Here is a 25,062-nt window from a genome sequence, read left to right on the forward strand (position 1 = left end):
AACTGACTCAAAAAATCAAATTGTCCATCAATCAAAGGAATCCCATCCACCGAAGTGAAACGGGGTTCAAAAATTGGCATTGAACATAGTGCACGCTGTTGAGTTCTCAAGGAACGGACGCACCCGACAGGCCGTCTCGGAACCGAGCCGGCCCCACCGGGGCAACTTCCCTACTGTACCACCACCGCCTCCGCGAACGCTGGGCGTCCGGGAACCGCTCGAAGCCGAGCAGCTGATGGTGGTGATCGTTTCCCCAGGCTTGAAGCAACCGAGTCGCACGAGGCGCCTACGAGGCTGTTTGGCTGGGATTCGCTGCCTGCCCCGTGAGCTTCTCGCTCCCGGCTGCCGTGGCAACGAAGAAGAATCTACGTGCCGCCGGACCCCCGGGCAAATCGGGCTTGCATCCCGGGCGTGTCGCGCACCGCGGGCCGCTCGAGCGGCGCCGGCGCGCGCCATCCGCTCGCCCGGGTCATCGGCCGCGTGAGCAGTTTCGAGCCGCCGATGCGCGCCGTCGCGGAGACGGCCGAGGGCCCCCGCGGCCGAAGCCGGCGGGAGCCCTCGAGATGGTCGCGACAGGCCGTCGGTCACAGCCCCGAGTACGCGTGCAGGCCCTTGAAGAACAGGTTCACGACGGTGAAGTTGAAGAGCACGGCCGAGAAGCCGATGATCGCGAGCCAGGCCGAGCGCGATCCGCGCCATCCGCGCGTCGCCCGGGCGTGGATGTACCCGGCGTAGACCACCCAGATGATGAAGGTCCACACCTCCTTGGTGTCCCAACCCCAGTACCGGCCCCAGGCCTTCTCGGCCCAGATGGCGCCGGCCATGAGCGTGAACGTCCACAGGATGAAGCCGATGATGTTCACGCGGTACGCGAGGTTCTCGAGCGAGACCGAGTCGGGGAGCGTCGCGAGGAACGACTTCTTCACCGAGTCGGCGGTCGCGGCGATCGCCTCACGGCGGGCCTGCATCAGCTGCACGACCGAGAGCGCGAAGCCGAGGGCGAAGAACCCCACCGCCGAGGTCGCGACGAAGACGTGGATCACCAGCCAGACCGACTGCAGGGCCGGCGGCAGCGGCACGACGCTGACGTAGAAGTTCACCGTCGCGACGCCGAGGAGCACGAGCACGAGCCCGGTGACGAAGGTGCCGAGGAAGCGCAGGTCGGTCTTCGCGATGAGCAGCACCAGCAGGAAGACCGAGGTGATGACGAGCGTGCCGGTGAGCGCGAACTCGTACATGTTCGCCCACGGCACGCGGCTCGCGGCGATCCCGCGCAGCACGGTCGCGGACAGGTGCAGCGCCCAGGCGATGACCGTCATCGCGACGGCCACGCGCAGCGACGGCGAGCGGCCGTAGTCGACGGATGGCGCACCGCCGCCGGCCGCGCCCCGCCGCGCTGAACCGGGCGCCCTCCCCGTACGCGTCGGTGGCGCGGTGCCGCCGGCGGCTGTCGCGCCCTGCAGCACCGGCTCGCGATCGGACGCCGGCTCGGCGGAGCCGACCGACTCCGAGGTGCCCGCGGTCGCGGCATCCGTGGCGCGGGCCGACGCGGCCGACCGACGGGCCAGGTCGATCGAGTACGCGATGAACGCGATCGCGTACACGGCCATCGCCGAGTACACGGCGATGATTGAGATCTCGTCGAGCGTCACTGTTCCACCTTACGTCGAAGGATTCTCGGGTCCGGATCCCGGCTCGGATGCGGTGTGAACCGGCCCGGCGTGCCGGTCGGCGAACTCCTCGACCGCGCGCTCGAGGCCGGGGTCGTCGCCGCGCGCGAGGCCCGCGTACTCGAGCACCACGCGGCCGTCGGACCGCGTCACCGCCTTCACCCACATGCGGCGTCGCGGCACGAAGAGCGAGAGCAGCAGGCCGCCGAGGATCAGCAGGGCGAACACGAGCACCCAGATCTGCGACGGGTCGTGGTGCACGTCGAAGGAGGCGAAGCGCGGCACGCTCTGCGAGAAGTCGTCGCCCGCGGCCTCCGGCGTCGCCGTCCCGAACTCGACCGTGCCGAGCCCGTTCGGCAGCTCCGTCGACTCGCCGGGCATGAGCTCGACCGAGTCGACGCCCGTCTGCCCGCCGGTGAGCTGCTCCATGCCGCTCGTGTCGAGTTGGTACACCGAGCGGGGCGTGCCGTCGTCGATGCCGAGGTCGCCCGAGTAGACGTTCAGGGTCAGCACGGGGTAGACGAGGTCGGGATAGGTCGACGTGTAGGCGCCCGTCGAGAGCGTCGACTGCGTCGGGTAGAAGAAGCCGACCATCCCGATCTGCTCGGCCAGGCCGTCGGGCACCTTGATCACGCCGATCGAGGTGAGGTTCGCATCCTGCGGGAGGAAGGGCACCGAGTCGGTGAAGACGACGTCGCCGTCGGGATCGCGCACGGTGATCGTCGGCGCATAGCCGTTGCCGAGCAGGTACACGTCGGTGCCGTACTCGTAGAGGGGCTCGTTGACCTTCACGTCGCGGTCGGCCGAACCGTCGGGCCCGTCGATGGTGACGTGCGCCGTGAAGTCGATGGGCTGCCCGAGCGCATCGGCGTTCTCGGTCTCGTAGACCGCGTCGAGCTCGTCGAGCGTCAGGCGATACGGCGTGAGCCGGCCGTCGTCGAAGAAGCGCCCGGGGTTGAACGAGTCGTAGGCCGCCAGGGTGTTGACGAACGACTGGCCCTCGACGATGACCCGCTGGCCCGAGAAGCCGAACCCGCCGCCGATCGCCACGGCGACGAGCACGCCGACGAGCGCGGTGTGGAAGATCAGGTTGCCGGTCTCGCGCAGGTAGCCGCGTTCGGCCGAGACCGACGGCGCACCGGGCCGGTCGTAGCGTTCGACGCGGTAGCCGGCCTTCTTCAGCTCGGCGGACGCGTTCGCGATCGCCGCCTCGGCAGCGGCGGCGGACGACGCGGCGTCGGCCCGGCCGGTCCCGCCGACGGCCGCGCCGGCAGGGAGTCCGCGCTCGGTGTACGCCGACAGCCGCGAGAGTCGTGCGGGCGTCTTCGGCGGGCGAGCGCGCAGCGCCTCGAGGTGGTGCTTCGTCCTCGGGATGATGCAGCCGATGAGCGAGACGAACAGCAGCAGGTAGATCGCGGAGAACCAGACCGACGTGTAGACGTCGAACATCTGGAACGAGTCGAGCACCGGCGCGAGGTCGGGATTGTCGGCGAAGTACTGCACCACGCCGTTCGGGTCGCTCGAGCGCTGCGGCACGAGCGAGCCGGGTACCGCCGCGATCGCGAGCAGCAGCAGGAGCAGCAGCGCGGTGCGCATGCTCGTGAGCTGCCGCCAGGCGAAGCGCAGCCATTCGAGCGGGCCGAGCTTCGGTGCGGTGACGGATGCGTCGGGGCCTGACGAGCCGGCGACCGACGCGTCGTCACCCGACGCGCCATCGCCGCCCGTCGCTCGCGCACCCGCGGCCTCGGACGCGCCGGCCGAGCCGTCGTCGTAGTCGGCGGGGCGCAGCGGGTCGACGCCCGCGTCGCGCGCGGACGCGGCATCCGCTCGCTCAGCCTCAGATCGCCGGGACGAAACCACTGATCACCGCCTGCAACTCGTACATCCAGATGGTCCAGAGGCCCGACACCATGAGCAGGCCGATGAGGATGAGCAGCCCGCCCCCGATGAGGTTCACGGCGCGGATGTGGCGCCGGACGAACGCGAGCGCGTTCGCCGCCCAGCCGAAGCCGAGGGCGACGAGCACGAACGGGATGCCGAGGCCGATGCAGTACACGAGCCCCAGCAGCGCGCCCCGCCCCGCCGAAGCCGAGTCGGCGCTGAGGGCGAGCACGACCGCGAGCGTCGGGCCGATGCAGGGGGTCCAGCCGAGGCCGAACACGATGCCGAGCAGCGGTGCGCCCGCGAGCCCGGTCGCCGGACGCCACGACGGCTTGAACGTGCGCTGCAGGAACGTGAACTGCCCGATGAAGACGAGGCCCATGACGATCAGCACGACGCCGAGCACGCGGATGATCAGGTCGGACCAGCGGGCGAGCCAGGCTCCGAGCACGCCGAACGTCGTCGTGAAGACGAGGAACACGAGCGTGAAGCCCGCGATGAAGAGCAGCACGCCGACGAGCAGCCGGCGCCGCGCGCGGCGCGCCTCGTCGGCCTCGGCGCTCGCATCGGCGAAGCCGCCGAGGTAGCCGAAGTACCCGGGCACGAGCGGGAGCACGCACGGCGAGAGGAACGACACGAGGCCGGCCGCGAGCGCGATCGGCACTGCGGCGAGCAGCTGCCCGCTGAAGACGATCTCCCCGAGGTCCATGTCGTGCCGCCGCCGCTACGCCTGCTCGGCGATGACGTCGCGCACGATCGTCTCGAGGATCGACGCGTCCTTCAGCTGGCCGAGGATTCGCGCGGCGACCCGGCCCTCGGCGTCGAGCACGAGGGTCGTCGGCACGGCCGCCGGTGGCACGTCGCCCGCGAACGCGTACTGCACGGCGCCGTCGTTCGCGTCGACGATCGACGGGTAGGTGATGCCGAAGCCCTCCTCGAAGGATGCCGCGGTCGCGGCCTGGTCGCGGACGTTCACGCCCACGAACGCCGCGCCGTTCCCGTCGAACTCCTCGAACACGTCCTGCAGCATGGGCGCCTCGGCGCGGCACGGCGCGCAGCCGGCGTACCAGAAGTTGACGACCGCGACCTCGCCGGCGAGGTCGGCCGAGCCGAGGCGGTCGCCGTCGATCGTCGTGCCGGTGAACTCGACGGGCTCGCCGCGCTGGTCGGCCGGGAACTCCGAGATCGTGCCGTCACCGCCGATGTAGCCCTTGCCGCTGCCCTCGCGGTACTGCTCGGCGAGCGGGTCGCTCGAGCAGCCGGCGAGGGCGACGACGGATGCCGCGGCGAGCGCGGCGACGACCGCGAACCTGCGTGCGCGCATCACACGGCCCCCACGTCGGTGGCCTGCGACTGGAGTCCCGCGGCGGGGTTGCGGTAGCCGACCTCGACGAAGCGGCCGCCCCGACGCTCGAACGTCGTGATGCTCGAGAGCGCGCAGCGGCGACGACGCGGGTCGTGCGCGAGCGACCTGCCGGCGACGCGGCGGTGCACCATCCAGATCGGGAGCTGGTGGCTCACCATCACGACATCGCCGTCGTCGACGGCGTCGGCGGCATCCGTCATCGCGGCCAGCATGCGATCGGCGACCGAGCGGAACGGCTCGCCCCAGCTCGGCTCCCACGGGTTCACCAGGAACGCCCAGTTGCGGACGTCGCGGAGTGCGGAGTCGCGTCCCGACATCCGCTTGCCCTCGAACCGGTTGGTGGGCTCGATGATGCGATCGTCGATCGTCGGCTCGAGGTCGAACGCCTTCGCGATCGGCTCGGCCGACTGCTGGGTGCGCTGCAGGGGCGACGAGACGAGGGCGACGACGGGGCGCTTGCGGGCGACGAGGTCGGCCGCGGCCGACTCGGCCATCGCACGGCCCAGGTCGCTCAACCCGAAGCCGGGGAGTCGACCGTAGAGCACGCCCTGCGGGTTGAAGACCTCGCCGTGGCGCACGAGATGGATCTGCTCGGCCGGCACGCCCTCCAGTCTACGAAGCGGTTCCCTTCGAAATCGCCGAGCGCCGGATGCAGGTGGTGACGCGCGCCGGACCGGCTGCCCGGTCGGACCGGGAAACCGCGGCCGGTAGGATGGCCTGTCGTGAACACGCGCACCCTCGTCAAGCAGCTCGCCGCCCTTCCCGACGGCCCGGTCACCGTCGCCGGCTGGGTCGAGACGGTCCGCGATCAGAAGAAGGTGCAGTTCATCATCCTGCGCGACGAGTCCGGCGCGGTGCAGCTCGTGAATCCCGCCGTACGCGAGCTCGACCCCGAGGGCGTCAGCGTCGGCGCGGCCGAGGCGTTCGCGCTCACCGAGCAGATCTCGGCGCTCGGGCACGGCACGTTCATCACCGTCACCGGCCAGCTCAAGCACGACGAGCGCGTCAAGCTCGGCGGGCTCGAGGTGAAGATCGAGTCGCTCGACGTGGTGGCCGAGGCGCTCGAGACGCCGATCGCGGCGGACTCCAGCCTCGACAAGCGCCAGGACTGGCGCTTCCTCGACCTCCGCCACCCGAAGCAGAACCTCATCTTCCGCATCCAGACGACCTTCCTGCACGCCCTGCGCACGTACTGGGTCGAGCGGGACTGGATCGAGATCCAGACGCCCAAGCTCATGGCCTCGGCCTCCGAGTCGCGCGCCGAGCTGTTCGAGCTCGGCTACTTCGACGGCACGGCCTACCTCTCGCAGAGCCCGCAGTTCTTCAAGCAGATGGCGCAGCCGGCCGGCTTCGGTCGCGTCTTCGAGGTCGGCCCGGCGTTCCGCGCCGACCCGTCGTTCACCTCGCGCCACGCGACCGAGTTCACCTCGATCGACGCCGAGATGAGCTGGGTCGACTCGCACGAGGACGTCATGAAGATGCACGAGGAGGTCCTCGTCGCGGGCTTCACGGCCGTCGTCGCCAAGCACGGCGACGAGATCCGCGAGCTCTTCGGCGTCGAGGTCACGGTGCCGACCACGCCGTTCCCGAGGATCCCCCTGGCCGAGGCGAAGGAGATCGTCGCCTCGCGCGGCTACGTCGTGCCCCGCGCCGACGCCGACATGGACCCCGAGGGCGAGCGCCAGATCTCGGCGTACGTCAAGGAGACCTACGGCCACGACTTCGTCTTCCTCACGGACTACGCCTCGAGCATCCGGCCGTTCTACCACATGCGTCACGAGGGCGACCCGTCGCTCACGAACTCGTACGACCTCATCTACAACGGCGTCGAGATCTCGACCGGCGCGCAGCGCGAGCACCGCATCGACGTCCTCGTCGAGCAGGCGAAGGAGAAGGGCCTCGACCCCGAGGAGCTCGGGTTCTACCTCGACTTCTTCCGCTACGGCGTGCCCCCGCACGGCGGGTTCGGCATGGGCCTCGCGCGCCTGCTGATGCTCATGCTCGACGAGCACTCGATCCGCGAGACGACCTACCTCTTCCGCGGCCCGACGCGCCTGCTGCCGTAGCCTCGACGCGCCCGCCGCGCGGGCGACTCGACGACCGGGGCGGCGACGCTTCCGGGGACGGGTCGGCGAGCGGATGCGGCGGGGCGGATGACACGCACCCGCCGACTTCGGCAGACTCCTCCCTGTGGATGCCCTGCTGCTGTCGTTCGCACTCGTGCTGCTCGCCGCGATCCTGATCTCCGGGTTCGCGCATCGCACGGTGCTCTCGACGACGGTGCTCTTCCTCGTCGCGGGGTTCGTCCTCGGCGGCGGCATGCTCGACGTGATCGTGCTCGCCCCGACCGACCCCACGGTGACGACCGTCTCGTCGCTCGCCCTGTTCGTCGTGCTCTTCACCGACGGGCAGGAGGTCGCGCTGCAGCAGCTGCGGGCGGCCTGGCGCCTGCCCGGCCGGGCGCTCCTGCTCGGCATGCCGATCACGTTCGTCATCACGACCCTGCTCGGCGTCTGGCTGCTCGGCTTCAGCTGGCTCGAGGCGGCGCTCGTCGCCGCCGTGCTCGCGCCGACCGACCCCGTCTTCGCGTCGGCGATCGTGGGTCGCGCCGAGATCCCGCACCGGGTGCGGCACCTCCTCGGCGTCGAGTCGGGACTCAACGACGGCCTGGCCCTGCCGGTGGTCCTCATCCTCATCGCGACGGTCGGGGGCCCGGAGGTGGAGCCGTTCGTGCTCGCCGAGGAGCTCGCGCTCGGCATCGCCGTCGGCATCGTGGTTCCGCTCGTCGTGGCGTGGCTCGTGCGGCGCAAGGTGTTCTCGCGCACACCGTTGTACGCCTCGCTCACGCCGGTCGCGGTCGCGCTCATCGTGCTCGGCATCTGCACGGTCACGCACGCGAACCTCTATCTCGCCGCGTACGCAGCGGGCATGACGATCGCGACCGCAGCCCCCGAGATGCGCGACGCGTTCGCCGAGTTCGGCGGGCAGTTCTCGGAGCTCATGAAGCTCCTCGCGATCCTCATGTTCGGCGCGCTCATCTCCCCCGAGCTCCTCGCCTCCGTGCCGTGGACGGCGTACCTGTTCGGCGTGCTGCTGATGGTCTTCGCCCGGCCCGCCGCGGTCGAGCTGTCGCTCGTCGGCAGCGGGCTGCCATGGGAGGAACGCGCGACCGCGGCCTGGTTCGGACCGAAGGGCTTCGCGTCGGTGCTCTACGGCCTGCTCGTGCTGCAGAGCGGTGCGCCGAACGCCGACCTGATGTTCCACGTCGCCGTCGTCGCGATCGTGCTCTCGGTCGTGGCGCACTCGTCGACCGACGTTCCCATCGCCGGCTGGTTCGCACGGCGCGAGGCGGCCGACCGGGAGGCGCGGGCGACCTGGCTCGATACCCCCGAGGTCGGTCGGCGCGGCGGCATCCGCCGACCCGACGCATCGGACGACTGAGCGGGGCACGCGTCGAGCGATCGGATGCCGCGGACGGGCGTCAGCCGCCGTGCGAGCGGTTCAGGCTCGCGCGAGCAGCGCGGTCTTCAGGCGCACGGGGTCGAGGCGCCAGTAGCCGTGCACCTCGTCGTCGATGAGGAGGACCGGGATCTCCTCGGCGTACCGCGCGCGGAGCGCCTCGTCGTCGAGGATCGAGCGCTCCTCGAGCGTCGTCTGCGGGGACCCGGGCGTCGCGGCGAGCTCCTCGCGCACGCACGCGACGACCTCGCGCGCGTCGTCGCAGAGGTGGCATCCGGGCTTGCCGATGAGGGTGAGGCGGATGTCGCGGAGCGTCGGGTTCACCCCGTCAGGATACGTCGCGCAGCCCCGCCCTCCCGCTGGTCGAGCACCCGCGGAGTCGAGGGCGTCGCGTCCGGGACAGCGAAAAGCGCCAGGCCGAAGGCCCGGCGCTCTGCCGTGGTCGCTGGAGCGACTACTTCTTGTTGCGGCGCTGGTGGCGCGTCTTGCGAAGCAGCTTGCGGTGCTTCTTCTTCGCCATGCGCTTGCGACGCTTCTTGATGACGGAACCCACGAAAACCTCACAAAGATCGGGTCGGCCGCGCGTGCCGCAGCCGTGGGCGGAAACGCCCCGCGGTAGTCTAGCCCATCCGGCCGCGAGGTGCCGTTCCGATCGATCGGGCGGCCCCGCGGCATCCGCTAGGTTCGGGGGATGGCCCCACCCGACCTCGTCATCCGGACCACGCGAGAGGACGACTGGCGGGAGGTGCGCGACCTCCGTCTCGAGATGCTGCGCGACACCCCGATCGCGTTCGGCGACACGCTCGAGCGCGCACTCGGCTACGACGAGTCCGAGTGGCGCACGCGGGCCAAGCGCGGCGAGTCGGCCGTTCAGACCGTGATCGTCGCGATCGAGGACGGACGCTGGGTGGGCACGATGGGCTGCTTCGTGCCGGATGCCGCGACCGGGCCGCTGCTGGTCGGCGTCTACGTCACGCCCGACCGGCGGGGCGGGGACTCGGGCGTGACCGACGCGCTGCTCGACGAGATCGAGCGGTGGGCGAGCGCTCGTGCCGACACCCTGCGCCTCGAGGTGCACGAGGACAACCCGCGTGCGCGCCGGTACTACGAACGCCGTGGCTTCGCGTACACCGGCCACAGCCGCGAGTACGAACTGGAGCCCGGCGGGCTCGAGCTCGAGATGGTCGAGCGCCTGCGCTGACCGCGCACGTCGGCGCCGCTCCGGGCTATCGCCGGCGCTTGGCCCCCACGACCGCGGTGACCTGGCGGGCCGTGTCGGCGAACGCCTTCCCGAGCGCCGAGGCGAACGCACGCTGGTCGTCGTTGAGGGTCTCCTCGGCGTCGGCGTCGGCGCCCGCCAGCGTGGCCGCGTCGGCCGCGGCATCCGACGTCACGAATGGGATCAGCCAGTCCTCGAGGCGCTCCAGCGGCGCCCGGTCGAGGTGGTAGTAGCGGTGCTGACCCTCCTCGCGGACCCCGACCAGGCCCGACTCACGCAGGACCTTCAGGTGCTTCGACACCGTCGGCTGGCTCACGCCGAGGGCCGTGACGATCTCGCCGACGCTGATCTCGCCGCCCGAGTCGGGCTGCGAGCTCTCGCGGTCGAGCAGCACGCCGAGGATGTCGCGTCGGGTCGGATCCGCCACCACGTCGAAGATGTCCGCCATGGTGCAAGGGTAGCCAGTCGGGCCGGAGGCGGGGAGTACCATGACTCTCGCGTCGAGCGGAGGAGGGCGGATGGCCTCGCACACCGTGGGTCGTCGCGGCCCTGCCCGGCGCTCATGGCTCGGCGGCGTGCGCGACGCCTTCGACGTCCTCGTGAAGAATTCGCCGGCGCGTTTCGCGATCCTCGTCTTCGCCACGCTGATCCTCATCACGACCCTGCTGCTGACCCTGCCGATCGCCCGGGCGGGAGAGGGCCGGGGCACCCCGCTGTACGACGCGCTGTTCACGGCCGTCTCGACGATCTGCGTGACCGGACTGACGACCGTCGACATGGCGACCCACTGGTCGCCCTTCGGCAACGCGATCATCTTCCTCGGCATGAACGTCGGCGGCATGGGCGTCCTGACGCTCGCATCGATCCTGGGGCTGGTCGTGTCGCGGCGGCTCGGCCTTCGCGCGAGGCTCATCGCGGCGAGCGACACCAACCCGTCGCGGGTCCACGCCGGTCCGGTGTCCGAGCGTCAGGCGGTGCGGCTCGGCGAGGTCGGCGGGCTGCTCGCGACCGTCGCCATCAGCACGCTCGCCATCGAGGCCGTGATCATGCTCGGCATGATCCCCAGCGTGCTCGCCAAGGGCTACGACGTCGGCACCAGTGTCTGGTACTCGGCGTACTACGCGGTGAGCGCATTCACGAACACGGGCTTCAACCCGAACCCGCTCGGCCCGGTGGAGTTCGTCGACGACTACTGGTTCCAGTCCCTCATGATGCTCGACGTCTTCCTCGGCAGTCTCGGGTTCCCGGTGATCTTCGCACTCCTGCGCACCTGGAAGAGCCCTCGCCGCTGGGGCGTGCACGTGAAGCTCACGCTGACGACGACGATCGCGCTCTGGTTCGCCGGTGCGATCACGTTCCTCGTGCTCGAGTACAACAACCCCAAGACCTACGGCGCGTTCGGGTTCGGCAAGACGCTCTACGAGGCGTTCTTCATGTCGACGATGACCCGATCGGGCGGCTTCTCCACCATCGACATGGCCGACCTCTACGGCTCGAGCCTGCTCGTGACCGACATGCTCATGTTCGTCGGCGGCGGCTCCGCCTCGACGGCGGGCGGCATCAAGGTGACCACCCTCGCGGTGCTGTTCCTCGCCGCCTACGCAGAGGCACGGGGAGCGCCCGCGATGGAGGCCTTCGGCCGGCGCATCCCCCGGGACATCCTGCGCCTGGCCGTCAGCGTCGTGCTGTGGGGCGCGACGATCGTGGCCGTCTCGACCGTGATCATCACCCAGATCACGAAGTCGGCGCTCGACTTCGTGCTCTTCGACGTGATCTCGGCATTCGCCACCTGCGGGCTCTCGACCGGGCTCACCGAATCGCTGCCACCCGAAGGCAAGTACGTGATGGCTGCGACCATGTTCATGGGACGCGTGGGCACGGTCACCCTCGCGGCGGCCCTCGCGGCCGCGCAGAAGCGCCAGCTGTTCAGACGACCGGAAGAGAGGCCCATCGTTGGTTGATCGCATCAAGCACGACGCCCCAGTGCTCGTCATCGGACTCGGCCGGTTCGGGGCCGCCACCGCCGGCCAGCTCGACCGCCTCGGCCGGGAGGTGCTCGCCGTCGACGAAGACGAGAGCCTCGTGCAGAAGTGGGCCGAGCGCGTCACGCACGCCGTCGTCGCCGACGCGAAGTCGCTCGATGCGCTGAAGCAGATCGGCGCCCAGGAGTTCTCGATCGCGGTCTGCGCGGTGGGTTCCTCGGTCGAGGCCTCGGTGCTCATCACCGCGAACCTCGTCGACCTCAAGATCCCGCAGATCTGGTCGAAGGCGATCTCGACGTCGCACGGCAAGATCCTCGAGCGCATCGGCGCGAACCACGTCATCTACCCGGAGCGCGAGGCCGGCGAACGCACGGCCCACCTGGTGTCGGGCCGCATGCTCGACTTCATCGAGTTCGACGACGACTTCGCGCTCGTGAAGATGTACCCGCCGAAGCCCATCCGCGGCAAGAACCTCACCGACTCGGGCGTGCGCTCGCGGCACAACGTGACCGTGGTCGGCGTGAAGAGCCCCGGCAAGCCGTTCACGTACGCGACCGAGAAGACCGTGGTGTCCAACCACGACCTCATCATCGTCTCGGGCACCGAGGGCGACATCGAGAAGTTCGCGGCGCTCGAGTAGCAGATGGCGCGCAGCGGCGCGGTGGCATCCGCCTGCGCCGAACGACTCCGCCCCCCGCGCCGGGAGGCTCAGCCGACCACGCCCGCGACCGTCGACGCCACGGTCGCGATGATCCCGAGGCCCACGAGGATCACCGCGATCGTGCCGAGCACCCGCGGCAGGTGCGACGCGGCCTCGAACCGCAGCCGGTCGGGGCTCCGGCGGCGCACCCAGGCGAGCGGCTCGCCGTCCTCGGCATCGGGCTTGGGCTCCTCGCCCGGCTCGAGCGGCCGCTCGTGGAACTCTCCGCCCGCGAACCAGCGCACCACCGTGCCGTCGTCGCGCTCGACGACGGCGACCTCGATGGCATCCCATGCCCCGTCGGCCATACGCGCGAACGCGAACGCGAGCAGGAGCACTCCGCCCGCCGAGAGGGCGACCCACGCGATCACCTCGCCCGCGAGGGCGACGACGTCGAGCGGGTCCATGTCGCCGAGCGTACCTGCGTTCCGCGCCGGCGGATGACACGATCCCGGGCCGCGCGCCTGCCGCCGCCGCACCGCCTCGCGCGCCTGCTGGTCGCCCGCCGACGCACGCGCGTAGCATCACGCCCATGACCACCGTCATCAGCATCCGCGGCCTCGAGAAGCGCTTCGGTCGCACGCTCGCGCTCGACGGCCTCGACCTCGACGTCGCGGCGGGAGAGATCCACGGCTTCCTCGGGCCGAACGGCGCGGGCAAGTCCACGACGATCCGCATCCTGCTCGGCCTCGCGCGGCCGAGCGGCGGGGAGGCCCGGTTGTTCGACCGCGACCCGTGGCGGGACGCGGCCGAGCTGCACCGCCGTGTCGCGTACGTCCCCGGCGACGTGAGCCTGTGGCCGAACCTGTCGGGCGGCGAGGCCATCGACCTGCTCTCCCGCTTGCGCGGCGGCACCGCCGATCGGGCCGCGTACGCCGAGCGGAAGGCGCGGCTCGTCGACGCGTTCCAGCTCGATCCGCGGAAGAAGGGGCGCGCCTACTCGAAGGGCAACCGGCAGAAGGTCGCGCTCGTCGCCGCGTTCGCGACGCCCGCCGAGCTGTACATCCTCGACGAGCCGACGAGCGGTCTCGACCCCCTGATGGAGCAGGTCTTCAATCGCGAGATCGCACGTGTCGCCGGGGACGGCGCGACCGTGCTCCTCTCGAGTCACATCCTCTCCGAGGTCGAGACGCTGTGCGACCGGGTCAGCATCATCAGGGCCGGGCGCCGGGTGGAGTCGGGCACGCTCGCCGAGCTGCGGCACCTCACCCGCTCCTCGGTCGCCTTCGTGCACCTGCCCGGCCAGGAGTCGGCGGTCGAGGCGCTCGACGGTGCGCACGACGTGGTCGTGAACGCGGGTCGCGTGCAGTTCACCGCCGACAGCGACCGGGTGGCGACGCTGCTGCCCGAGCTCGGGCGGCTCGGCGTGCAGGGGCTCACGGTCGCGCCGCCCTCGCTCGAGGAGCTCTTCCTCCGGCACTACGGCGACGATCCGGCGATGGCGGATGCCGCGGGCGACGGTGCACGCTCGAGCTCCGCCGCCGGTTCCGAGGCGTCGCGGTGACCCCGATCGGGCTGCTGGTCCCGCTCGTCGCGCAGCGCGCGCGGCGGGATCGGCTGCAGCTCGTGCTGTGGATCGTCGGAATTGCGGGCCTCGGGCTCATGGCGACGACCGCCGTCGGCAGCACCTTCGGCGACGTGTCGGAACGCGAGTCCATCCTGCGCCTGACGATCGTCGCGCCCGCGATCCTGATCTTCCGCGGCACGCCGAACGGAGCCGGCGAGGGCGAGTTCGCGGTCTTCCTGATCCTCGCGTTCCTCTGCCTGATGGCGGGTCTCATGAGCACGTTCCTCGCGGTGCGGCACACGCGCGCCGACGAGGAGCAGGGCCGCGCCGAACTCGTCGCCGCGACGCCGGCCGCGCGCACGCTGCCGACCGTCGCCACGGTCGTGCACGGGGTCCTTGCGAACGTCCTCCTCGCGATCGCCGTGGCGATCGCGTTCATGGCGAGCGGCCTGGATGCCGCGGGCTCGTCGGTCGCGGGCCTCGCCGTCGGGGCGACCGGTGTCGCCTTCCTCGGCGTCGGACTCGTCGCGGCGCAGTTGTTCCGCACGTCGCGCAGCGCGAACGCGCTTTCCGTCGCGCTCGTGCTGGCGGCGTACGTCGTCCGCGGGCTCGGCGACGCGCTCGGCGAGGCATCCGACGACGGGCTCTCCCGCACCGCCGCATGGCCGAGCTGGCTCTCGCCGATCGGGTGGGCGCAGCGGACCGAGCCGTTCGACGCGAACGACCTGATGCCGCTGCTGCTCTCGATCGGACTCGCCGCGTTGCTCGTCGGGCTCGTGTTCGTGTTCCAGTCGGCGCGCGACAGCGGTGCGAGCCTGCTGCCCGGCCGCCCCGGTCGAGCCACGGCCGGCCCGTTGCTCCGCGGTCACGTGGGACTCGCCTGGCGCCTGAACGCCGGCGCGATCGCGGCCTGGGCCGTCGGAGCGGTGGTCGCCGGCGCGCTCGCGACCACCCTCACGCCCCTCGTGGACCAGATCGGCTCCGACGCCCCCGCGATCGCGGAGACGCTGCGGCAGGTCGCCGGACCAGGCGCCTCGCTCGAGGAGGCGTTCACGGTCACGTTCTTCTCGATGGTCGGCATCCTCGCCGCGGCCGCCGCGCTGCAGGCCGTCATGCGCGCCCGACTCGAGGAGGCGCACGGCTCGGCGGAGCCGGTGCTCGCGACGCCCGTGCCGCGGCGCGCCTGGCTCGGCGGATACACCGTCATCGGCGCACTCGCGATCCTCGTGATCCTGGCACTCTCCGCGGCAGGCGCGCTGCTCGGCGCGCTCGCCTCCGACGACCCGGCGGCCTCGGCGGAGAACGCCCTGAAGTCGGCCCTCGCGCAGGCGCCGGCCGCACTCGTCTTCCTCGGCCTGGGCCTCGTCGTCTTCGTGCTCGCGCCGCGCCTGACGATCCCCGTCTCCTGGGCGCTCCTCGCGGCCGGCGCGTTCCTCGGCATCTTCGGCGAGCTGCTCGGCCTGCCCGAGTGGATGCACGACCTGTCGCCGTTCGCGCACTCGCCGCTGCCCGTCGGCGGCGAGGTCGACTGGACGGGCGGATTCTGGATGCTCGGGATCGCCGCGGCGGCGGTCGCGCTCGCCGTCGTCGCGATGGGTCGCCGCGAGCTCACGACCGACGGCTGAGCGGACCCACGTAGCCTTGAGGCGTGGACTGCGCCTACTTCGACGCGGGGCGCTGCCGTTCGTGCACGCTCATGGGGCGGCCGTACCCCTCGCAACTCGCCGACAAGCAGGCGCACGCCGAGGAGCTGCTCGCGCCATTCGAGGTGCCCGTGTGGCTGCCACCCGTCGCCTCGGGCGACCGGGATTACCGCAACAAGGCGAAGATGGTCGTCGGCGGCACGGTCGACGACCCGACGATCGGCATCCTCGACGCCGACGGCCACGGCGTCGACCTGCAGGCGTGCGGAATCTGCTCGCCGGGTCATCGCGCCGCCTTCCCGGTGCTCGCCCGGTTCATCACGCTCGCCCGCCTCACGCCCTACGACGTGACGGCACGCCGTGGCGAGCTGAAGCACCTCATCGTCACCGAGTCGCCCGACGGCGAGCTCATGGTGCGGTTCGTGCTGCGCTCGACCGAGCCGCTCGGGCGCATCCGGAAGCACCTGCCGGTGCTGCTCGCCGAACTCCCGCAGGCGCGCGTCGTCACCGCGAACCTGCTGCCCGAGCACAGGGCCGTGCTCGAGGGCCCCGACGAGGTCGTGCTCACCGAGGCCGACACCCTGCCGATGCGGCTGAACGACGTCACGATGCACCTGCGGCCGCAGAGCTTCTTCCAGACGAACACGGCCATCGCCGAGGCGCTCTACGCCGAGGCGCGCGACTGGATCCGCGACGTCGCGCCCGAGGACGCCTGGGACCTGTACTCGGGCGTCGGCGGCTTCGCGCTGCACCTCGCCGGCGGCGAGACGGCCGTGACCGGCATCGAGACGAGTGTCGAGGCGGTCGCGAGCGCCGAGCTCAGCCGGACGGATGCCGCGCTCTCGCGGGTGCGCTTCGCCGCGGGCGACGCGACCGAGTTCGCGTTGGGCGCGGCATCCGCCCCCGACCTCGTCGTCGTGAACCCGCCGCGCCGCGGGATCGGCGCAGAGCTCGCGGGCTGGCTCGAGCGGTCGGATGCCGCGCACGTGCTCTACTCGTCGTGCAACGTCGCGTCGCTCGCGAAGGACCTGTCGGCGATGCCGTCGCTCCGCCCGGTCAGGGCGCGAGTGTTCGACATGTTCCCGCAGACGACGCACTTCGAAGTCATGGTGCTCCTCGAGCGCAGGTAGTGACGGGTCAGGCGCCGGCGGCGAGCTCGCGCGCGCGGGCGAGCGCGGCATCCGTCGCCCGACCGAAGAGCTCGGCGAGGTCGGCCGACTCGAGCACCGCGATGGCGCGCTCGGTCGTGCCCTTCGGGCTGGTGACCCGTCGGCGCAGCTCCGCCGGGTCCTCACCGGATGCAGCGAGCAGCTCGCTCGCGCCCCGGAAGGTGCCCTGCACCATCACCGCGGCCTGCTCCGGCGTGAACCCCTTCGCGATCGCCGCCTGCTCGAGCGCCTCGATGAGCAGGAAGACGTAGGCCGGTCCCGACCCGGAGACCGTCGACAGCGCGTCGAGCTGGGACTCGGGCACGACGAGCACCTCGCCGACGGTCTCGAACAGCGCGACGACGAGGGCGAGGTCCTCCTCCGTCGACCGGGTTCCGGCGGAGACGCCCGTGACCGCGCGGCCGACGACCGCGGGGGTGTTCGGCATCGTCCGCACGACCGAGACGTGCGACGGGAGGTGCGCCTCGAACGTCGCCACGGTGACGCCGGCGGCGACGCTCACGACGATCGCTCCGGGCTCGAGCGCATCGGCGATCTCGTCGAGCAGGTCGGGCACCATCGCGGGCTTCACGGCCACGACGACGAGCTTCGCACCGGCGACCGCACGGCGGTTCGCCGCGGCATCCGTCTCGGTCGCGAACGCCGTCACGCGCGGCTCGTCCGCGAACTCGGCCGAGCGCGCCGCGCTGCGGTTCGTGGCCGTGATGGCCGCCGCGGAGACGTGCGGCTGGAGCAGTCCGGCGAGCACCGCACGGGCCATCGATCCGGCGCCGAGGAAGGCGATCGCGGGCAGGTCAACGGGTTGCGAGGGGGCCATGCCAGCCATCCTAGGATTGGCGCATGAGCGCATCCGGCGGCACGAAGGCGATCCTGGCGGCATTCCTCGCGAACACGGGCATCGCCCTGACGAAGTTCATCGCGTGGTTCTTCTCCGGGTCGGCATCGATGCTCGCCGAGGCCGTCCACTCCGTGGCCGACGCCGGCAACCAGCTGCTGCTCTTCTTCGGCGGCCGCCAGGCCAAGCGCGAGGCCGACCGCGAGCACCCGTTCGGCTACGGGCGCGAGCGCTACGTGTACGCGTTCGTCGTCTCGATCATCCTCTTCTCGGTCGGCGGCGTGTTCTCGATCTACGAGGGCGTCGACAAGCTCACGCATCCGCACGAACTCGAGGTGCCGTGGCTGCCGATCCTCGTGCTCGTCATCGCGATCGTGCTCGAGTCCCTCTCGCTGCGCACCGCCGTGAAGGAATCGAACCAGATCCGCGGCAAGCAGAACTGGGTGCAGTTCGTCCGACGCGCGAAGGCGCCCGAGCTCCCCGTCGTGCTCCTCGAGGACGTCGCGGCCCTGACCGGTCTCGCCTTCGCGCTCCTCGGCGTCGGCCTCACCGTGATCACCGGCAACTCGGTGTTCGATGCGATCGGCACGCTGATGATCGGCACGCTGCTCATCATCGTCGCGATCATCCTCGGCATCGAGACGAAGAGCCTGCTCGTCGGCGAGGGCGCGAACGAGGCCGACGTGGCGAAGATCCGGCAGGCGATCATGGCCGGGCCGGAGGCCGAGCGGATCATCCACATGAAGACCCTCTACCTCGGGCCCGACGAGCTGCTGGTCGCCGCGAAGCTCGGATTCCACGGCGGCGAGACCCTCGCCGAGGTATCGACCGCGATCAACGTCATCGAGCAGCGCATCCGCAACGCGGTGCCCGCTGCGCGCGTGATCTACGTCGAACCCGACATCTACGTCGATCCGAACCTCACCGCGCCGCCCACCGACGCCATCGTCATCAAGGGCCTCGAATGACGGATACCGCCGGCACGGCCGGCCGCCCCATCGCCCTGGTGCTCCGGCACGACTCCGCGATCGGCCTCGGCAACCTCGGGCCGACGCTCGAGGCGCACGGCTACGAGATCCGGTTCCTCGACGCGCCCGAGGAGGCCGTGACCGCGGTCGACCCGCTGGCGCCGGACCTCGTCGTCGTGCTCGGCGGCGACGAGGGCGTCTACCAGGCCGACGAGTACCCGTACCTCGCCGACGAGCTCGACCTGCTGCGAGCTCGCATCGCCGCCGAGGCGCCGATCTTCGGGGTCTGCCTCGGCGCGCAGCTGCTCGCGGCGGCGCTCGGCGCCGACGTGTACCGCGGCCCGCGCAAGGAGGTCGGATGGCTCGGCGTCGACCTCACCGACGCGGGCGAGGTCTCGCCGGTGCGGCACGCACGGGGCGTGCGATTCGTGCAGTGGCACGGCGACACGTTCGACCTGCCCGAGGGGGTCGAGCGCCTCGCCGGCTCGTCGCAGTACGCGAACCAGGCGTTCCGTCGCGGCGACTGGCTGCTCGCGGTGCAGTTCCACCCGGAGGTCGACCGCGGGATCCACGACGACTGGCTCGCGGCCTGGGGCGACGAGCTGCCGGAATACGGACTCGACGTCGCGGAGATGCGCGAGCTCCAGGCGACCTGCGGCCCGGCCGCCGAGACCGCCTCGGCCGCGATCCTCGGGGAGTTCGTCGAGCAGCTCGCCCGCCGCGGCGCGCTTCCGCGCGCGAGCTGACCGCGCACGCTCGCCCCGTCTCGCGCGCTCAGCCCGCGCCGGTCGGCCGGCGCAGCGGATCCTCGAAGAAGTCGCGCAGCAGGCGCGCCGCGGCATCCGCCTCGACCCCCGCGTGGACCTCGACGCGGTGGTTCAGCCGCCGATCGCGCAGCACGTCGTACACCGAGCCGGCGGCGCCGGCCTTCTCGTCCCAGGCGCCGAACACGACGGTCGGGACCCGCGCAGCCAGGATCGCCCCGGCGCACATCACGCAGGGCTCGAGCGTCACGACGAGCGTGCAGTCGGTGAGGTGGCGGTCGCCGGTGACGCGTGCGGCCTCGCGGATCGCGAGCAGCTCGGCGTGCGCGGTCGGGTCCTCGTGGAGTTCGCGCTCGTTGCGCCCGGTCGCGACGACCTCGCCGTCGCGGATCACGACGGCACCGACGGGCACGTCGCCCGTGTCGAGGGCGGCGGATGCCTCGGCGAGGGCGAGTCGCATCCACTCGACGTGCTCAGGGCGCTGCACCGGCATCCGATCGACCCTTCTCAACGGCGGAACCCCCGCAACTAGAATCGAGCCTATGCGAGTCCACGTTGCCGACCACCCGCTCGTCACCCACAAGCTCACGGTGCTCCGCGACGAGACGACGCCGTCCCCGGTGTTCCGCTCGCTCGTCGAGGAGCTCATGACGCTCCTCGCCTACGAGGGCACGCGCGAGGTGCGCGTCGAGCCGGTCGACATCGTGACGCCGGTGGCGCCGACGACGGGCGTGCGCATCGCCGACCCGAAGCCGCTCATCGTGCCGATCCTCCGAGCGGGGCTCGGCATGCTCGACGGCATGGTCACCCTGCTGCCGTCGGCCGAGGTCGGATTCCTCGGCATGGCCCGCAACGAGGAGACACTCGAGCCGACCACGTACGCCGAACGCCTGCCCGACGACCTCTCCGGCCGCCAGTGCTTCGTGCTCGATCCGATGCTCGCCACGGGCGGCTCGCTGATCGCGGCGATCGACTTCCTGCTCGCGCGGGGCGCGACGGATGTCACGGCGATCTGCATCCTCGCCGCGCCCGAGGGGCTGCAGGCCGTCGAGCAAGCCATGGCCGGTCGCGAGGTCACGATCGTGCTCGGTGCGGTCGACGAACGGCTCAACGAGCACGGATACATCGTCCCGGGCCTCGGCGACGCCGGGGACCGGCTGTACGGCACCGTCTGAGCCCTTCCCGAGCCGCACGCGTCACGACGTGGCGCGGGTGGTGGCCTCGTGTTACGGACTCCTCTCCTCGCAGGATCTTCGCAGTGAGACACGCCGTCGCGCCCACGTTCCGGCAACATTCGATGATTCGATCCGATCTCGAAGGATCTTGCGTGACCGAGCGTGGCTGGTCGGGACCTCCCCCGTGCCGGTCCCGCGACGCGCACCGCGTGCGATGTCATGCACGGTCATCGGGCGGTCACGGTTTGACACATCCGAGCGCCTGGGTTTGACTTTCGCCCATGACTGACACCGCACGCTCGCTGACCGCCCTCGAGGCTCAGTGGACTCCCGGCACGATGATGCCGGCGCGTGCGCCCATGTGTTGTCGAATGTGCCGCTGACCAGCGAACCCCCGCCGAGCACGCGACCGACCCCATCCGGATCGGAGCGGCTCCGTCGAACCCGATCTCCTCGAGTGGGTTCTCCTCGGCCCGATCGGGCCACTCGCTCCGACCCCGCCGAGACGGGGCCGTCGACGCATCTTCAGCACAAGGATCCGCCATGTCTCTCACCCTCGCTCCCGCCGTCCGCACCGCTCACCCCGTCGCCCGCCCGGCCCACCCGGTCGCGTACCGGCCCCAGCCCGCCGCTGCGCGGCCCGCACCGGCGGCGACTCAGGCGCCCGCTCAGGCACCCGCTCCGGCGCCCGCATCGGCGGCCGCCCCTGGGGCCTCCTCCGCTCCGCGCCCGCGCGCCGTGCCGGAGGGCACCGAGGCACGCGGGTTCGTCCTCTACGTCGGCATCGACGAGCTCAAGGCTGCAGCCGACGGCACCAGCCTGCACCGCATCGTCGAGGCGCTCCGCACCCTCACGACCGAGCTCGCGCCCTCCGCCGAGACGTACGCAGCGGTCGCGCTCGCGCCCGAGGGCGCCGGCGGGCGCGACGTCGACGTCGTGCGCCTCGCCCTGCAGGACCCTGCCGCGCTCGCGCGGCAGCGCGAGTCGCAGGGCCTCAGCGACGACGCCGACCGCCACCCCGATGGCGTCATCATCGACATCTCGCGCAAGCGCGTACTGCTCGACGGTGAGCCCGCCGGACTGACGTACAAGGAGTTCGAGCTCCTGCAGTACCTCGTCCTCCGCGAGGGCCGCACGATCGACCGTCACGAGCTCATCGACGGGCTCTGGGCGGGTGACGACGAGATCCCGAACGAGCGCACGATCGACGTGCACATCCGCCGGCTCCGCTCGAAGCTCGCGCATTACCAGGACATCGTCCGCACCGTGCGCGGCGTCGGCTACCGCTTCGATCGCCACGCGGACGTCTCGATCCGCCAGGCGTCGACGCCGAGCCCCGACGTGTTCTGAGTTCGGAGGCGGTCCGAGCGGACGGCCCGTGCTCCACGCCGGATCGAGCCCGCGGCTGGTGGGCGTGGCCGATCAGCCGAACGCGTAGGCGAGCAGGTTCAGCGCGATCGCGCCGATCGCGACCACTCCGCCGACGACGGCCGCTGCGACGCCGCTGCGATGCCCTCGCCCCGCCGCCCGGATGCCGAGGACCAGCGCCGCGACGGCCGGTGCGACCAGGATGGCGATCGACATCAGGCCGATCGGGAGGACGAGTGACACGGGCGGACGCCCGGCGGTCCCGTCGCCGTATCCGGCCGCGCCGAGCAGTGCACCGCCGACCAGCGTCGCACCGACGTACGCGACCGGGATGAGCCCGACGCACACCCAGGCCCAGGCGACGGTGGCTCGCCCCGCCTCCTGCTCGACTTCGTCCGTGCCCATGAGGACCTCCTGCCCTCATCGTGCGATGATGATCGGGTCCGTATCCGGGTCGAAGGTCACCTTCCTCGAAGCGGAGTCCATCGGCGCCGTCCCCTCGAAGTCGTCCCGCATTCGGGGCACATTCCACTAGCGCCCGTTACCGATCCGTTATATATTCGAAGAGCACCGGCTGTTTGCTGTGGCGGTCGGTGCGGAATGTGATTGCAGGACACTCTTGGTGCAAGGGAGAGGGCCGGTCGTCAGCCTCTACGACCGGCCCTCAACCGTCTCCGCCCCCAGTTGAGGGGGCGCCGCCGCGCCATCCCGCCCATCGGCGCTCCGGTGAAGTCCATGCGTCCCTATCCTTGGTCTCATCGGCGACCACCGGTCGCCTGCTGCGATGAGAGGAGCCGGGGTTGGCGGATCGCGCAATAGCCGTGGCGGCATGGGAGGCGCTCTTCCGCGCCCAGGTCTCGATCATGCGACGACTCTCGGCGGAGTTTCCGACCGAGGTCATGTCGCTGAACGAGTACGACGTGCTCTTCAACATCTCGCGCGCACCCGGTCGCCGCCTCCGACTCAAGGAGCTCAACCGCCACGTCCTCATCTCGCAGCCGAGCGTGAGCCGGCTCGTCGACCGGCTCGCCGCGCGCGGCTGGGTCGAGAAGAGCCACGACCCCCTCGACGGCCGCGGCACGATCGTCGAGCTGACCGCCAAGGGCTTCCAGGAGTTCCGCCGCGCCGCCATCCACCACATGGAGGCGATCACCGATCGCGTCGGGGGGACGCTCGACGAGGCGGAACTGCATCAGCTCATCGCGCTGTGCGATCGGCTCCGCGAGGCGCAGGGCCCGACGCCGGCCGGCCCGCACGCCGACGAGTGATCCCGCATCGAGCGGCCGACGGCTTCCCCAGCATGAGAAGACGGTGGGACGGGAACCCTACCTCCCGCCCCACCGCGGCCTCACAGGAGGCCCTCCCCGCCGAGCGACCCGAACTGAGCTCGGCGAGCCACCTCCCGAGCGACCGTGCTGGGACATCCGGTCGCATTCGCCGCGGTGCAGCGATCTGTCGGGTCGGGCCCCGACTCGGGTTTTGAGGAATCGTATCGTTCTGCGAGCGCCGCGGCAGTGCCCCAGAGCGGGGGTCATGTAACGGACACGACAGCCCGTATCGCCGGCGATCAGGCGGTCTCGCGCTGCCCGCCGGGCCAGTCGATCCAGTCTTCGTAGCCCGGGTGCTTGCGCAGCCACGCGGCGATGAACGGGCACCGCGGGATGATGCGTTCCCCCCGGCGGACGGCGTCCTCGACCACGTACCTGGCGAGGATCGACCCGAGGCCCCGACCCTCGAAGGCCGGGTCGACCACCGTGTGCGTGAAGATGATCCGGCCGGGACTCGCCCGGAACTTCGCGAAACCGGCCTGCCCGCCGCCGAGCAGGAGGCGATAGCGCGTCGCCTCCTCGTCGCGGACGATCTCGACGTCGTCGTCGGTCACGGGGTCTCCTCTCCGCGCGGGCCGCTCGGCCCGCAGGCTCATCAGGTGGAACGCGCGAGGCTCGGCTGCATTCCCGTCGGTGGGGCGCCTCCGAACGCGAACGTCGGGATCCCCGCCGTTCGGACGCGGTCGCCGAGCGCGATCGCCCCGCTCGTGGGCACGGGGATCGGGCCGCGGTCCGACGGGGCTCGAACGGGCAGCTCGGCGCGCACGGGAGCGTCGGCCCTCACGTCGGCGTCGACGCGCTCGGGGTGGGTCGTCACGACGAGCGCGATCAGCCACACGAACACGAGCGCGAAGGCGACGACCTCGAAGACGGTGAGCGAGGCCCAGCCGAGTGCGTCGTAGACGACCCAGGCCAGCACCTCCGTGACGAGTGTCACGATCGACGTGACCACGAGCCTGCGCGGCATCCGTCGCACCAACCACGGAGTGCCGGCTGCGAGCCCGAAGAACGCCGCACCGGCTGCGCTCGCGAACACGTTGTGCAGCGTCTCGTCGGCGTCGATGGGCACGAGCCCGACGCCCGCGAGCGCGAAGCCGATGATGCCGACCAGGCCGCGGACGATCGCGAGCGCCCCCCGACGAGCCCGGTACTCGGTTCTGGCGAGCCCCCGGACGAGCCGCCCGGCCATCGCGGCCATCGCCGCGCCCGAGAGCAGCAGGCCCGCGTTGAACCACACGGCCGCGACATCGTCGGACGTGCCGAGGGTGCTGAAGTTGCGCGCCCACCACTCGCCCGTTTCCGTGAGGCTCATGCTCGCGAGGCATCCGGCCGCCAGGAGCATCGCGACCACGTTGAAGGAGCGGTAGACGGCCACGCGGTGGGCGCGCAGATGGACGGCGCCCGTCGTGGCGCCGAGCCCGCCGGCGAGCGCCGCACAGGCGGCGAGGTGCCCGCCGGGGAACCCGGTGAACGCCTCCGCGGAGCTCCCCACGGCGAGCGCGGCGATCGTGGCCCAGACCGACGCGTTCGCGAACGCGCCGACCCCGGGGCTCGCCCACGGCACGACGCAACTCGCCCGCTCGGTGCGGCCATGGGACGGGACGGATGCCACGGTGAGCGCCGTCAGCAGGAGCAGCGCGACGAGCACGGCGACGGCGACGCACAGGACGTCGATGACGACGTGCCCCGTTCCGAGGCCGTCGTGCGAATGGGGGACGAGGGTGACCAACCGGGTCGCGGCGGCGATGGCGACGGCGACGGCGATCGCGACCATCGCTGAGATCAGGGCAGCATGACGGGCGACCGGCGCCTGGCCGGTGGTCGCGGCGCTCGCACCCCTCATAGTCGAACTCTCGATCGCGGGAATCTGACCGCTCAGAGCCTAACCGGAGGGAACCGTCCCGCCGTAGACCGTTTCCGGGGGACAGCGGGGATCCATGGCGGATTCACAGGCGCGGAACGGGGGCGACGCCGTCCGCCCGGGACGCGCTCGCGAGCCCCGGCCGGACCGCCGTCCGGACCGCGACG

At 71.4% G+C, this 25,062-nt stretch carries 27 protein-coding genes; 13 read left to right on the forward strand and 14 right to left on the reverse strand.

Annotated features, from left to right (window positions below):
• Positions 1-584: 584 nt before the first annotated feature.
• From ccsB to ACSJD1_RS14815, 5 genes are read right to left on the reverse strand one after another with little or no spacing between them, the layout of a single operon-like run.
• The gene (gene ccsB / locus ACSJD1_RS14795; RefSeq protein WP_438856236.1) at positions 585-1,610 is read right to left on the reverse strand and encodes a c-type cytochrome biogenesis protein CcsB; all 1,026 of its coding nucleotides are present in this window, start codon (positions 1,608-1,610) and stop codon (positions 585-587) included.
• A 51-nt stretch (positions 1,611-1,661) separates the two neighbouring features.
• Entirely contained in the window at positions 1,662-3,530 is a 1,869-nt protein-coding gene (gene resB, locus ACSJD1_RS14800; RefSeq protein WP_438856049.1) for a cytochrome c biogenesis protein ResB, read from the reverse strand.
• Positions 3,508-4,260: a cytochrome c biogenesis CcdA family protein gene (locus ACSJD1_RS14805; RefSeq protein WP_438856050.1), complete on the reverse strand. Its 753-nt coding sequence runs from the start codon at positions 4,258-4,260 to the stop codon at positions 3,508-3,510. Before ACSJD1_RS14805 ends, resB begins: the two co-directional genes overlap by 23 nt.
• Before the next feature lie 15 nt (positions 4,261-4,275).
• Complete coding sequence (locus tag ACSJD1_RS14810) at positions 4,276-4,875, reverse strand: TlpA family protein disulfide reductase (protein ID WP_438856051.1); 600 nt, start codon at positions 4,873-4,875, stop codon at positions 4,276-4,278.
• A complete protein-coding gene (locus ACSJD1_RS14815; protein ID WP_438856052.1) occupies positions 4,875-5,519 on the reverse strand; it encodes a histidine phosphatase family protein in 645 nt (214 codons plus the stop codon). The genes ACSJD1_RS14810 and ACSJD1_RS14815 overlap by 1 nt, the downstream gene beginning before the upstream one ends.
• A gap of 120 nt (positions 5,520-5,639) precedes the next feature.
• Between ACSJD1_RS14815 and aspS the strand changes: the two genes are divergently transcribed.
• A complete protein-coding gene (gene aspS, locus ACSJD1_RS14820; RefSeq protein ID WP_438856053.1) occupies positions 5,640-6,983 on the forward strand; it encodes an aspartate--tRNA(Asn) ligase in 1,344 nt (447 codons plus the stop codon).
• A 124-nt stretch (positions 6,984-7,107) separates the two neighbouring features.
• On the forward strand, positions 7,108-8,358 hold the full coding sequence (locus tag ACSJD1_RS14825) for a cation:proton antiporter (protein WP_438856054.1): 1,251 nt from the start codon (positions 7,108-7,110) through the stop codon (positions 8,356-8,358).
• Between the two features lie 60 nt (positions 8,359-8,418).
• Here ACSJD1_RS14825 and ACSJD1_RS14830 read toward each other — a convergent pair whose 3' ends face one another.
• Positions 8,419-8,700 carry a glutaredoxin family protein gene (locus ACSJD1_RS14830; RefSeq protein WP_438856055.1) on the reverse strand — a complete coding sequence of 94 codons (282 nt, stop codon included), beginning with the start codon at positions 8,698-8,700 and terminating at the stop codon, positions 8,419-8,421.
• 130 nt (positions 8,701-8,830) lie between these two features.
• Complete coding sequence (locus tag ACSJD1_RS14835; RefSeq protein ID WP_003792170.1) at positions 8,831-8,929, reverse strand: 30S ribosomal protein bS22; 99 nt, start codon at positions 8,927-8,929, stop codon at positions 8,831-8,833.
• Between the two features lie 138 nt (positions 8,930-9,067).
• Here ACSJD1_RS14835 and ACSJD1_RS14840 point away from each other — a divergent pair, with 138 nt between their 5' ends.
• Positions 9,068-9,577 (forward strand): GNAT family N-acetyltransferase, encoded by a 510-nt coding sequence (locus tag ACSJD1_RS14840; RefSeq protein WP_438856056.1) that lies wholly within the window; start codon positions 9,068-9,070, stop codon positions 9,575-9,577.
• Positions 9,578-9,602: 25 nt separating this feature from the next.
• On the opposite strand, the gene ACSJD1_RS14845 is transcribed toward ACSJD1_RS14840, so the two are convergent.
• Complete coding sequence (locus ACSJD1_RS14845; RefSeq protein WP_438856057.1) at positions 9,603-10,043, reverse strand: ArsR/SmtB family transcription factor; 441 nt, start codon at positions 10,041-10,043, stop codon at positions 9,603-9,605.
• A gap of 70 nt (positions 10,044-10,113) precedes the next feature.
• On the opposite strand from ACSJD1_RS14845, the gene ACSJD1_RS14850 reads away from it, so the two are divergent.
• Both ACSJD1_RS14850 and ACSJD1_RS14855 read left to right on the forward strand, forming a co-directional pair.
• Positions 10,114-11,556, forward strand: a complete 1,443-nt coding sequence (locus tag ACSJD1_RS14850; RefSeq protein WP_438856058.1) for a TrkH family potassium uptake protein — start codon at positions 10,114-10,116, stop codon at positions 11,554-11,556.
• Positions 11,549-12,217 (forward strand): potassium channel family protein, encoded by a 669-nt coding sequence (locus ACSJD1_RS14855; RefSeq protein ID WP_438856059.1) that lies wholly within the window; start codon positions 11,549-11,551, stop codon positions 12,215-12,217. The genes ACSJD1_RS14850 and ACSJD1_RS14855 overlap by 8 nt, the downstream gene beginning before the upstream one ends.
• A gap of 68 nt (positions 12,218-12,285) precedes the next feature.
• Here ACSJD1_RS14855 and ACSJD1_RS14860 read toward each other — a convergent pair whose 3' ends face one another.
• Positions 12,286-12,684, reverse strand: coding sequence for a hypothetical protein (locus ACSJD1_RS14860; RefSeq protein WP_438856060.1), 399 nt, complete (start codon positions 12,682-12,684; stop codon positions 12,286-12,288).
• Positions 12,685-12,809: 125 nt separating this feature from the next.
• On the opposite strand from ACSJD1_RS14860, the gene ACSJD1_RS14865 reads away from it, so the two are divergent.
• Genes ACSJD1_RS14865 through rlmC form a run of 3 tightly spaced genes read left to right on the forward strand, consistent with a single transcriptional unit; the run spans position 12,810 to position 16,557 of the window.
• Positions 12,810-13,781: an ABC transporter ATP-binding protein gene (locus ACSJD1_RS14865; RefSeq protein WP_438856061.1), complete on the forward strand. Its 972-nt coding sequence runs from the start codon at positions 12,810-12,812 to the stop codon at positions 13,779-13,781.
• A complete protein-coding gene (locus ACSJD1_RS14870) occupies positions 13,778-15,409 on the forward strand; it encodes an ABC transporter permease (RefSeq protein ID WP_438856062.1) in 1,632 nt (543 codons plus the stop codon). The genes ACSJD1_RS14865 and ACSJD1_RS14870 overlap by 4 nt, the downstream gene beginning before the upstream one ends.
• Positions 15,410-15,432: 23 nt before the next feature.
• The gene (gene rlmC / locus ACSJD1_RS14875; RefSeq protein WP_438856063.1) at positions 15,433-16,557 is read left to right on the forward strand and encodes a 23S rRNA (uracil(747)-C(5))-methyltransferase RlmC; all 1,125 of its coding nucleotides are present in this window, start codon (positions 15,433-15,435) and stop codon (positions 16,555-16,557) included.
• A gap of 7 nt (positions 16,558-16,564) precedes the next feature.
• Here the strand turns inward: rlmC and proC are convergent, their stop codons facing one another.
• Positions 16,565-17,413, reverse strand: coding sequence for a pyrroline-5-carboxylate reductase (gene proC, locus ACSJD1_RS14880; RefSeq protein ID WP_438856064.1), 849 nt, complete (start codon positions 17,411-17,413; stop codon positions 16,565-16,567).
• A gap of 23 nt (positions 17,414-17,436) precedes the next feature.
• Here proC and ACSJD1_RS14885 point away from each other — a divergent pair, with 23 nt between their 5' ends.
• Positions 17,437-18,399: a cation diffusion facilitator family transporter gene (locus tag ACSJD1_RS14885; RefSeq protein WP_438856065.1), complete on the forward strand. Its 963-nt coding sequence runs from the start codon at positions 17,437-17,439 to the stop codon at positions 18,397-18,399.
• Positions 18,396-19,145 (forward strand): glutamine amidotransferase-related protein, encoded by a 750-nt coding sequence (locus ACSJD1_RS14890; protein ID WP_438856066.1) that lies wholly within the window; start codon positions 18,396-18,398, stop codon positions 19,143-19,145. The genes ACSJD1_RS14885 and ACSJD1_RS14890 overlap by 4 nt, the downstream gene beginning before the upstream one ends.
• 28 nt (positions 19,146-19,173) lie before the next feature.
• Here the strand turns inward: ACSJD1_RS14890 and tadA are convergent, their stop codons facing one another.
• Positions 19,174-19,656, reverse strand: coding sequence for a tRNA adenosine(34) deaminase TadA (gene tadA / locus ACSJD1_RS14895; RefSeq protein ID WP_438856067.1), 483 nt, complete (start codon positions 19,654-19,656; stop codon positions 19,174-19,176).
• Between the two features lie 49 nt (positions 19,657-19,705).
• On the opposite strand from tadA, the gene upp reads away from it, so the two are divergent.
• Both upp and ACSJD1_RS14905 read left to right on the forward strand, forming a co-directional pair.
• Positions 19,706-20,338 (forward strand): uracil phosphoribosyltransferase, encoded by a 633-nt coding sequence (gene upp / locus ACSJD1_RS14900; RefSeq protein WP_438856068.1) that lies wholly within the window; start codon positions 19,706-19,708, stop codon positions 20,336-20,338.
• 543 nt (positions 20,339-20,881) lie between these two features.
• Positions 20,882-21,688, forward strand: coding sequence for a winged helix-turn-helix domain-containing protein (locus tag ACSJD1_RS14905; RefSeq protein WP_438856069.1), 807 nt, complete (start codon positions 20,882-20,884; stop codon positions 21,686-21,688).
• Between the two features lie 72 nt (positions 21,689-21,760).
• Here the strand turns inward: ACSJD1_RS14905 and ACSJD1_RS14910 are convergent, their stop codons facing one another.
• Positions 21,761-22,111 (reverse strand): hypothetical protein, encoded by a 351-nt coding sequence (locus tag ACSJD1_RS14910; RefSeq protein ID WP_438856070.1) that lies wholly within the window; start codon positions 22,109-22,111, stop codon positions 21,761-21,763.
• Positions 22,112-22,506: 395 nt separating this feature from the next.
• Here ACSJD1_RS14910 and ACSJD1_RS14915 point away from each other — a divergent pair, with 395 nt between their 5' ends.
• Positions 22,507-22,974: a MarR family winged helix-turn-helix transcriptional regulator gene (locus ACSJD1_RS14915; protein ID WP_438856071.1), complete on the forward strand. Its 468-nt coding sequence runs from the start codon at positions 22,507-22,509 to the stop codon at positions 22,972-22,974.
• A 299-nt stretch (positions 22,975-23,273) separates the two neighbouring features.
• Here the strand turns inward: ACSJD1_RS14915 and ACSJD1_RS14920 are convergent, their stop codons facing one another.
• Both ACSJD1_RS14920 and ACSJD1_RS14925 read right to left on the reverse strand, forming a co-directional pair.
• Positions 23,274-23,588 (reverse strand): GNAT family N-acetyltransferase, encoded by a 315-nt coding sequence (locus ACSJD1_RS14920; protein ID WP_438856072.1) that lies wholly within the window; start codon positions 23,586-23,588, stop codon positions 23,274-23,276.
• Between the two features lie 41 nt (positions 23,589-23,629).
• Positions 23,630-24,877 (reverse strand): DUF998 domain-containing protein, encoded by a 1,248-nt coding sequence (locus tag ACSJD1_RS14925; RefSeq protein ID WP_438856073.1) that lies wholly within the window; start codon positions 24,875-24,877, stop codon positions 23,630-23,632.
• Positions 24,878-25,062: the final 185 nt, after the last annotated feature.

This window comes from Agromyces excoecariae (assembly GCF_051715505.1).
Taxonomy (GTDB): domain Bacteria; phylum Actinomycetota; class Actinomycetes; order Actinomycetales; family Microbacteriaceae; genus Agromyces.